The organism is Vibrio sp. 970 (genome assembly GCF_033339075.1).
In genome coordinates, this window is record NZ_JAWOTW010000006.1 from 325,154 (window position 1) to 334,321 (window position 9,168).

At 42.9% G+C, this 9,168-nt stretch carries 7 protein-coding genes; 4 read left to right on the forward strand and 3 right to left on the reverse strand.

What is annotated here, in order from left to right; genetic code table 11:
- The first annotated feature begins 16 nt into the window (after nucleotides 1–16).
- Together malZ and R7Q11_RS12175 are read left to right on the forward strand one after the other, a co-directional pair.
- Complete coding sequence (gene malZ / locus R7Q11_RS12170) at nucleotides 17–1,843, forward strand: maltodextrin glucosidase (protein ID WP_025767213.1); 1,827 nt, start codon at nucleotides 17–19, stop codon at nucleotides 1,841–1,843.
- Nucleotides 1,844–2,017: 174 nt separating this feature from the next.
- On the forward strand, nucleotides 2,018–3,478 hold the full coding sequence (locus R7Q11_RS12175; RefSeq protein ID WP_225466462.1) for a sensor domain-containing diguanylate cyclase: 1,461 nt from the start codon (nucleotides 2,018–2,020) through the stop codon (nucleotides 3,476–3,478).
- Nucleotides 3,479–3,529: 51 nt separating this feature from the next.
- On the opposite strand, the gene dusC is transcribed toward R7Q11_RS12175, so the two are convergent.
- Complete coding sequence (gene dusC, locus R7Q11_RS12180) at nucleotides 3,530–4,489, reverse strand: tRNA dihydrouridine(16) synthase DusC (protein ID WP_167415359.1); 960 nt, start codon at nucleotides 4,487–4,489, stop codon at nucleotides 3,530–3,532.
- Nucleotides 4,490–4,659: 170 nt separating this feature from the next.
- On the opposite strand from dusC, the gene R7Q11_RS12185 reads away from it, so the two are divergent.
- Nucleotides 4,660–5,277, forward strand: coding sequence for a YecA family protein (locus R7Q11_RS12185; protein ID WP_225466463.1), 618 nt, complete (start codon nucleotides 4,660–4,662; stop codon nucleotides 5,275–5,277).
- Nucleotides 5,278–5,356: 79 nt separating this feature from the next.
- Here R7Q11_RS12185 and dsbB read toward each other — a convergent pair whose 3' ends face one another.
- Entirely contained in the window at nucleotides 5,357–5,893 is a 537-nt protein-coding gene (gene dsbB / locus R7Q11_RS12190; protein ID WP_017821379.1) for a disulfide bond formation protein DsbB, read from the reverse strand.
- A gap of 83 nt (nucleotides 5,894–5,976) precedes the next feature.
- Entirely contained in the window at nucleotides 5,977–7,563 is a 1,587-nt protein-coding gene (nhaB, locus tag R7Q11_RS12195) for a Na(+)/H(+) antiporter NhaB (RefSeq protein WP_005380822.1), read from the reverse strand.
- Between the two features lie 639 nt (nucleotides 7,564–8,202).
- Here nhaB and fadR point away from each other — a divergent pair.
- The gene (gene fadR / locus R7Q11_RS12200; protein WP_005380824.1) at nucleotides 8,203–9,042 is read left to right on the forward strand and encodes a fatty acid metabolism transcriptional regulator FadR; all 840 of its coding nucleotides are present in this window, start codon (nucleotides 8,203–8,205) and stop codon (nucleotides 9,040–9,042) included.
- Nucleotides 9,043–9,168 lie beyond the last annotated feature (126 nt).

A 9,168-nucleotide genomic window follows, 5' to 3' on the forward strand; every position in this document is an offset into this window, starting at 1 on the left:
ACGAGGAGTGCCCATAATGAACCTGCCATTTATTTTTCATAGTCAAACTATTGATGGTTTAGCTTTTAATGACGAGCAAGTTACAGTCAGACTGAAAACCGAGACATTGGATTTTGATTCCGTCTATGTGCGTATTGAGCCGGACAACGAAGAATATCTGGTCGACATGGCTCAAGTAGGAACGGCTGGTGAATTATTACTATGGGAGGCATCGTTTCGACCAAATCAAGATCGAGATGTCACGCATTATGTGTTTAAGCTCCTCAAAGACGGACAACAATACTGGCTCGATGCACGAGGCGTACAAAAGCGTATTCCACCCAAAGAGTTCCACTTTAAGTTGAATGTAGAGCATCAACCACCAAGCTGGGTCCAAGAGCAAGTTTTCTATCAAATCTTTCCTGACCGTTTTTCTGCTAGTAAAAGTGAGTCTGATATTCGCCACGCTTATGCTCAGTATGATTCTGCATCGATCGTCAAGCCGTGGGGAGACGCGGTAGGCTCTCACCAAAATACCGGGGCGCGTGAATTCTTTGGCGGCGACCTCAAAGGTGTGGAGCAAAAGTTGGACTATCTTGAACAGCTCGGCGTTACTGCGCTTTATTTTAATCCGATCTTTTCTTCACCAAGTAATCATAAATACGACACCACTGATTACTTCACTGTTGACCCTATGTTCGGCACCAATGATCAGTTTGCTGAACTGTGTGAGAAAATCCGTGGTAAGAATATGAAGATTGTCTTAGACGCGGTGTTTAACCACACGTCAGTGCATCATCCTTGGTTTGATATCGAACAAAAAGGAGAAGGAGCGTATGGCAATCCGCAGTCAAAGTTCCGTGATTACTACTTTTTCGAAGGCGAAACCAATCACTACATGGGTTGGAAAGGCATTGGTAACTTACCGGTTCTGAACTTTGAAAATGAACAGGTGCGCGACTACATCTACCAAAGTGAAGAGTCTGTCATCAAGTATTGGCTGAAGCCACCGTACTTGGTTGATGGCTGGCGGTTTGATGTAATCCATATGCTTGGCGAAGGGGAAGGCGCGAAAAACAATGCTCATTATGTGGCAGCGTTTCGTCATGCAACTAAGTCAGTAAACCCGAATGCTTATGTGTTAGGTGAGCACTTTTTTGAAGCAACGCAGTGGTTGCAAGGTGATCAAGAGGATGGGGCGATGAACTACTACGGTTTTGCTCATCCAGTCCGAGCTTTTATCGCACGACAAGACATTATGTACGATCCAATCAACATTGATGGTTTGGAGTTTAAAGTATGGTTGGACGAAGCCAGAGCAAAAATCCCATTTTCGAATCAGCTATCGCAGCTGAATCAACTCGATAGTCACGATACTGCTCGGTTTATCACACTGGTTGATGGTGATAAGCGTAAAATGAACATCGCGCTAGCAATGCTTATGACTTACGTTGGCACGCCTTGTATTTACTACGGGAGTGAAGTCGGTCTAGAAGGAGGTCTAGACCCGGATAATCGTCGTTGTTTTCCTTGGAATGAAATCGAAAGTTCACAATGGCTATCGCTTTACCAACAATGGATCAAGATACGTAAACAATGTAAGCCTTTACAGTCGGGCTGTATTCAATGGCTGCATTGCACTAACAACCAGTTGGCGTACGCACGTGTACTGGGTCGTGAAGCAGTCGTTGTTATGATTAATCTCAGTGGTAATGAATGTTCAATCGATTTACCTATGTGGCAACTGGGCTTGGAGGTTAGCCAAGTTATATCGTTGTTAGATGACACAGAACAGGTTGATTATAAAGGTCATATCTCTGTCAATATGTCGGCACAGAGCTGCAAATTATGGCGACTAAAGTGACACCACACTCTATATTGATTAAACTCCTTTAATATATAAACGGTCTCAAACAGCGCGCACACATTTGTTTGGTCTCTTGTTATCTGGTGCTGCATTGCATGCGTCACCAGATAACGAGTATCAATTTAATAGCAGTCATAAGAGACTATTGACCTTTCATATGCATGGTACTCAATGGTAAACCAAAGGCGATTTAGCCTCTCATTTGTCATCTTTTTTCCTCTGGCGTTATTTGTAGTGGTTTTACTCGTGACAACGAAAAATTACTATGATGCGGTTAACCGCTATATCGATTCTGAGTATTCGCGTATCGAGCGTGCAATGTCTCGCGGTATTAAAGTACTCACGGCTTTAGATTACAGCTTCACCAACTATACCAATTACGCTAACCCACTGTTTGAAGAACATAATTCTTTAGTCAAAGAAGGGCTTTGTTATCTTTGGCCTATAGATGTGTTATTACTCGAAAGTGTTTATAGTGAAGGGTTACCTGCGGTTGACCTTGATTATATGATCGTAGGGGACGAAAGCTTATGTCAGCAAGGTTCAACGATTAACCAGTTAGCTGAACAAAAGGCGGGTTTTGCACCGTCATTGTCATTTCTGCACGATATTGAATCGCACATTGTTGGAATCCATTACATTGACAAGCGCGGTTACGTTATCTCCTCACCCGATACCTACGCAAAAAATTTCACAAGAGAGCTTTTGTCAACGCTAAAAGCCCGACCTTTTTGGCAAAAAACCGCGCAAGATAAAGTGAACATTACCTTGGCTGGACCAGGGCCTGTGTTGGACTCGATGGAAGGTCAAGTCATTAGTATGACGGTACCCGTCTATGAGAAAGGAGAACATCAAGGTGTTTTGTCTATTGATTTTGACATCAATACGCTCATGGCTTCGTCGCTAGGTCTTGTTGGTCAGTTTCATTTGGTTTCCAATTTACAATCCATTCCTTCAAACAGTACACGAATCAAACCAGTCGAATTAGAGCGATTGAGTGCAAATCACAGCATGTACTACGAGTACAACCTTTGGGATGAAGCTAAGAACCTAGCGGTTTTTGAAAAATACAGCCTTATTGTCGCACTATTTATTTACGTGTTGAGTACCGTCGTCTTGTTCTATGTGAATATGCATAGCGAGCGACGTTACTTTAAAGAACTGGCAGCAAGAGACCCAATGACTAGCTTATTGAATCGTCGAGGTATGCAAACCGTGTGGCGTAATAAGATGACAAAAAAACAGGTTGCTTTGGCAGTGTTCGATATTGATAACTTCAAGAAGATCAACGACACCTATGGTCATGATGTCGGTGATTCTGCAATTCAGCTTGTTGCAAAATGTATACGTGAAAATATTCGCCATACCGATGTTGCCTCAAGGTTTGGTGGCGAAGAGTTCGTTTTAGCGATTTATGACGAAGATTCAGAAGGCATTAAACTCATTTTAGACAGAGTAAAAAAAGCCATAGATGAGCGCTCGATACGCGTAACGAAAGAAGGCTTTACGATCTCTGGCGGTGTGGTGATTAGTAAAGAGAGCCGAGTAGAAAACTTTGATGAGTTGTTTAAAGCGGCGGATGAAAAGTTATATCAAGCCAAAAGTACCGGCAAAAATAAGATCTGTTACTAGGATTTAGGTACAAAAAAGGACGAGATATTCGTCCTTTTTTGTGTTCGGGAGTTATGCAACCTGAGAGTTTAAGTCATCGCGGTAGCGTTGAATATGCTCAACAATTGGTGCGGCTTTGTTGAACGTTCTGATTTCTCTAAATAGGTCTTTTGCTTCAGGATAAGCCTGACGTAAGTAAGAGAACCATTGTTTTACGCGGTTTGGGTAATACAAGCCTTTATCGCCTTTCATCTCAAACTTGGAGTAGTAGATGAGCAACTCAACCACCTCGGGCCATGACATTGGCTGGTGGTTATGTTTTACCATATTGCCTAAGTTAGGGATATTGAAAGCGCCTCGGCACACCATCAAAGAGTTAACGCCAGTCGTTTCAATGCAACGTTGACCGTCTTCATAATTCCAAATTTCACCATTCGCTATCAGTGGGATATAGAAACGTTCGCGAATTTGGTTGATGTAATCCCATTTTATCTCAGAAGCTTTATAACCACCTTGTTTAGTACGTGCGTGTACGGTCAATTCATTTGCGCCAGCAGACTGAATGGCATCGACAATTTCAAAGCAATCTTCAGGGTTCTCCCAACCAAGACGAATTTTTGCAGTTACGGGAATGGCTTCTGGAACGGCTTCTCGACAAGCTTTCACAACACGGTGAATGAGCTCTGGATGCTGGAGTAGCGCTGCACCACCTTTACTTTTGTTGACCATTTTGGCTGGGCAACCAAAGTTTATATCAATGCCTCTGGCACCAAGATTTGCCGCTTTAATTGCGTTCTCAGCCATCCAGTTCGGTTCCTGTCCCAACAATTGCACATGTACTGGCACACCAGATGCAGTCTGAGAACCTTGCAACAGCTCTGGGCATAAACGGTGAAACACATGATCGGGTAATAGCTGGTCGATTACGCGAACAAACTCCGTAACACACAGGTCATAGTCGTTTATCTCGGTCAGGATTTGGCGCATCAAATGATCTAAAACGCCTTCCATTGGGCCTAGTACAACTCGCATAGCTTGCCTAATACAGTTTGGTGGTAAAAAGGAGGGCGATTGTAGCGATGTAAGTTAAGTTTGTCATTAAAAGACTCGAAGCGCCCAATGCCGTCAAACACACAACGTTAGGTTACTTGCTTTTGAGCTCTGAGGTATAATGCCGCCAAATTTATGGGAAACCAGATGTCATGCAATACACATTGATTGAAAAAGGTGAAGTTCACGTCGATGAATCTTGCCTATTTATCGAAGGCGCAGTGTTAGCTGCGAATCTGACGACAAAACCACTCGCTCCTGAAAAGTGGTTAGAGCCGCTATTAGGTGAGGGATTCAAAGCGATTCAACCAGCTGTGGAAGAGCAAATTCACAAGCAGCATAACCGAATTCAACGAAACGAATATTCCGTGCTAGAGCTAACAGGCAAAGAACCTGAACAACTTGCTGATTTTGCCGAAGGCTTTATGTCTGTTTGGTTAATGATTGAAGAACAGTGGCAAGACGTTGAGCTCAATGATGGATTACAGCGTATGCTGCAAGCATTACTGACCACTTTGATGCTGGCTATCGATGAGCCAGCAACGCAGCAACAGATGCGCGACGCAGGTATTGAAACGCCACCGGCCCTGACAGATTTAGTCGACCAGCTTGATTTAATGGTCGGTGAAGTCGCGCTGGGCGCGGATGAGTTGATGGTAGGCAATAAAGCTCAAAGCCTAAACCCATTCAAAGGTATCGGGCGCAATGATCCCTGTCCTTGTGAGAGCGGAAAAAAATTCAAGCAGTGCTGTGGTCAATCACGCGGCTAAATCGAATCGCCGCGCTATCCACTTAACAAAAAGCCGACCAGATGGTCGGCTTTTTGTTAATTTTTACGCGTCAGTAGGATTAACGAATTGGATTAACGCGTTTTGCAGGGAAGAATTGTGCAATTACAATTAATGCCAAAGCGATTAAATTGCCTGCAAAAATTACGACTAACCATTGTGGCATTGATAAATCAAGGAACTGCCATACAACCTTAGAGCAATCACCATATGCTTCAAACATCCAAGGAACCCACTGATTGAGCGGAGCCCAGCTAGGGAATGTGACGAATAAATCGCAAGTCGCGAATGGTGATGGATTAAACTGGTAGTCAACGTGCTGCATCGCAAGTAACAAACCCTTGTAAGCACTTAATCCCCAGCCTATCAAACCTAGCCAGCGGAAAATTGGGTTCTTGGGTGCCAATATACCAACCATTGCAGCGACGCCCACTCCCATCATCGCGACTCTTTCATAAATACACATGACACATGGTGCAAGCATCATGACGTGCTGAAAATAGAGGGCACATGCTTCAAAGAAAACGACAAATAGCAGAAGCAGTAGCCACGATAAACGTCCCTTTGAAAACTGGTTAAGTGAATTTAAAATAGTCACGTTTTTGTTCCTGTCTGAAATAGAAAAAGCTCTGAATACTCAGAGCTTTTTATCGTGGATAAGTTTCCTAATCAACTCAAATTTTAGTGACCACCGGATACTACGGGAGTCAGATCACCACTATGAGGTAAAATCCAACCAGCTTCGTAGAAAGAAGCTGTTGCAGGCTCTAGGAAGAACATGATTCCCATCAGACCGACAATCGCAAGAACGACGGTGTAAGGCAGCGCCATGATAACCATTCGACCGTAAGACAGACGAATTAATGGAGCGAGAGCCGATGTGAGTAAGAATAGGAATGCCGCTTGACCGTTTGGCGTTGCAACAGAAGGCAGGTTAGTACCAGTATTGATTGCCACCGCCAGTAAGTCGAACTGATCACGAGTAATGAGGCCCTCAATGAGTGCAGTTTTTACTTCATTGATGTAAACCGTACCAACGAACACGTTATCCGACACCATAGATAATAAGCCATTCGCCACATAGAACAGAGCTAGCTGAGTACCTTTATCTTCAACGGCAAGCACCGCATCGATGACTGGTTTAAACAGCTCTTGATCAATGATTACAGCAACGATCGAGAAAAATACAGCAAGCAGTGCAGTGAAGGGCAGGGCCTCTTCAAACGCTTTCCCCATGGAGTGCTCTTCAATGACACCAGTAAATGCGGTCGCTAAAATGATCACAGAAAGGCCAATTAAGCCGACAGCCGCTAAGTGCAAAGCGAGTGCAACGATCAACCAAACCGCAATAAGACCTTGAACCCAGAGTTTTGCGACATCTTGATTTGTTCGCGTTTTACGCTCTTCACGGTCAAAATCGACGAGGATCTGACGAACGTTATTAGGAAGCTTCGCGCCGTAGCCAAACACTTTAAGCTTTTCAACTAAAGCACAAGTGATGAGACCACAGAAAAATACAGGTAGTGTCACTGGAGACATACGGATTAGGAATTCACCAAATAACCAACCCGCTTGGTCTGCAATAATTAAGTTTTGAGGTTCACCAACCATCGTGGTTACGCCACCTAAGGCAGTACCTACACCAGCATGCATCAACAAAGAGCGCAAAAAGGCACGATAGTTTTCTAAGTCATCACGCGTTAGTTCAGTGATCGTGTCATCTTGTGTATGGTCATGGTCACCGATAGGGTTACCAGACGCTACTTTGTGATAGATAGAGTAAAAGCCGATCGCCACGCTGATAACAACGGCGATAACCGTCAAGGCATCCAAAAATGCAGACAAAAATGCCGCAGCAAAGCAGAACGCGAGTGATAGTAGGGTTTTAGAGCGAATGCCAAGTAAAATTTTGGTAAAAATGAACAGCAATAGCTGCTTCATGAAGTAGATGCCCGCAACCATAAACACCAGAAGTAGCAGTACTTCGATATTTGCTACTAATTCGTGCTTAACTTGCGCAGGGCTAGTCATGCCGATAGCAATGGCTTCAATAGCAAGTAAACCGCCAGGTTGTAATGGGTAGCATTTTAATGCCATTGCTAGCGTGAAAATAAATTCAGCGACCAACAACCATCCAGCTACAAATGGGTTTATTAGGAAGAATACAATCGGGTTAATTATTAAGAAGGCTATAATGGCAACTTTGTACCAATCAGGCGCTTTACCAAGGAAGTTCTTGATAAAAGCGTTTCCGAGCGATATCGGCATGATAATTCTCTTTATAACAAAATTATGAATAGACACTACAATAGTGCTTAAGTATCTGTTTGTTAGACTTATTAACTAGTCTTTAAAAACAATAACTTAGTAAAACAACAATCCTTTGTTTATTGTAGTCTTGCCAAGTTACTTCCCCTGAACTCAAGCACCGCTCACTTTCGACCGCAAACTCTACACTCAGGCATTTATTAGTCAATAACAAAACGTGATGCTACCGACTAAAATGACTTTTTAAATGTAATAACGCGATCAAAACGGCGTTACTATACCATGAAAGTCTTAAAAAAATCCTCTTGGATTTTAAATGACGGTCAGTGACGAGAAAAGGCAAATTAAGAAAGAATATTAACTGTGATATACAAAGTAATTTTTCATATTTTGAATATAAAAATGTGACACGGTTGTCTTTATTTCTCCGAGATTTGTGAGCTGTTTAATTAAATGAAAATTCATATTTTACTGCTTTCGCTCGCATGTTAGAGCCTCTTAAATTGACACAACATATAGAGTATTAACTCTATGTTATGGAGTCATTTCCACTATTGATCGTAAATTTTCTCAAACCGCTAAGTAGTGGTATGATGAGTAGTATCGACCCTCAGAAATCAATATTGGATAAAAAGTAGAATGGTCATAAAGGCGAAAAGCCCTGCGGGATTCGCAGAAAAATATATTATCGAGAGCATTTGGAACGGCCGTTTTCCTCCAGGCTCAATTTTACCTGCTGAGCGCGAGCTGTCCGAACTGATTGGTGTTACTCGAACGACTTTAAGAGAGGTTCTTCAACGACTAGCCCGTGACGGATGGTTGACTATCCAGCACGGCAAACCTACGAAAGTTAACCAATTTATGGAGACCTCTGGCCTGCATATTTTGGATACTTTAATGACGCTAGACGTTGATAATGCGACAAACATTGTAGAAGATCTGCTTGCGGCACGTACCAACATCAGTCCTATTTTTATGCGCTATGCATTTAAAGCGAACAAAGAGAGCTCTGAGCGTACAATTAAGAACGTAATCGAATCTTGTGAAGCTTTAATGAATGCGGCTTCCTGGGACGAATTCATCGCTTCTTCGCCGTATGCTGAAAAAGTTCTGCAGAATGTGAAAGAAGATAACGAGAAAGATGAAGCGAAGCGTCAAGAAATCTTGATTGCTAAAACGTTCAACTTTTACGATTATATGCTTTTCCAGCGCCTAGCATTCCATTCAGGAAATCAAATTTACGGTTTGATCTTTAATGGTTTGAAGAAGCTCTACGATCGTGTCGGTAGCTACTACTTCTCAAATCCAGCTTCTCGTGAGCTAGCTCTGAAGTTTTACCATCAATTGCTCGAAACTTGTGAAAGTGGCCAGCGTGAGCAACTACCAGTAGTGATTCGTCATTATGGTATGGAAAGTGCGTTGATCTGGAACGAAATGAAAAAGCAATTACCAACGAACTTCACGGAAGACGACAGCTAAGCGCTGACAAGTTGAATAAACGAAAACCGCAGTGCCTTAGGCCTGCGGTTTTTTTGTTTTCAGCCCTAAACCACCTACTTCAGTAGGTGGTTATCATCCGTTTCGGCTTTGCCTGTAAAACTACTC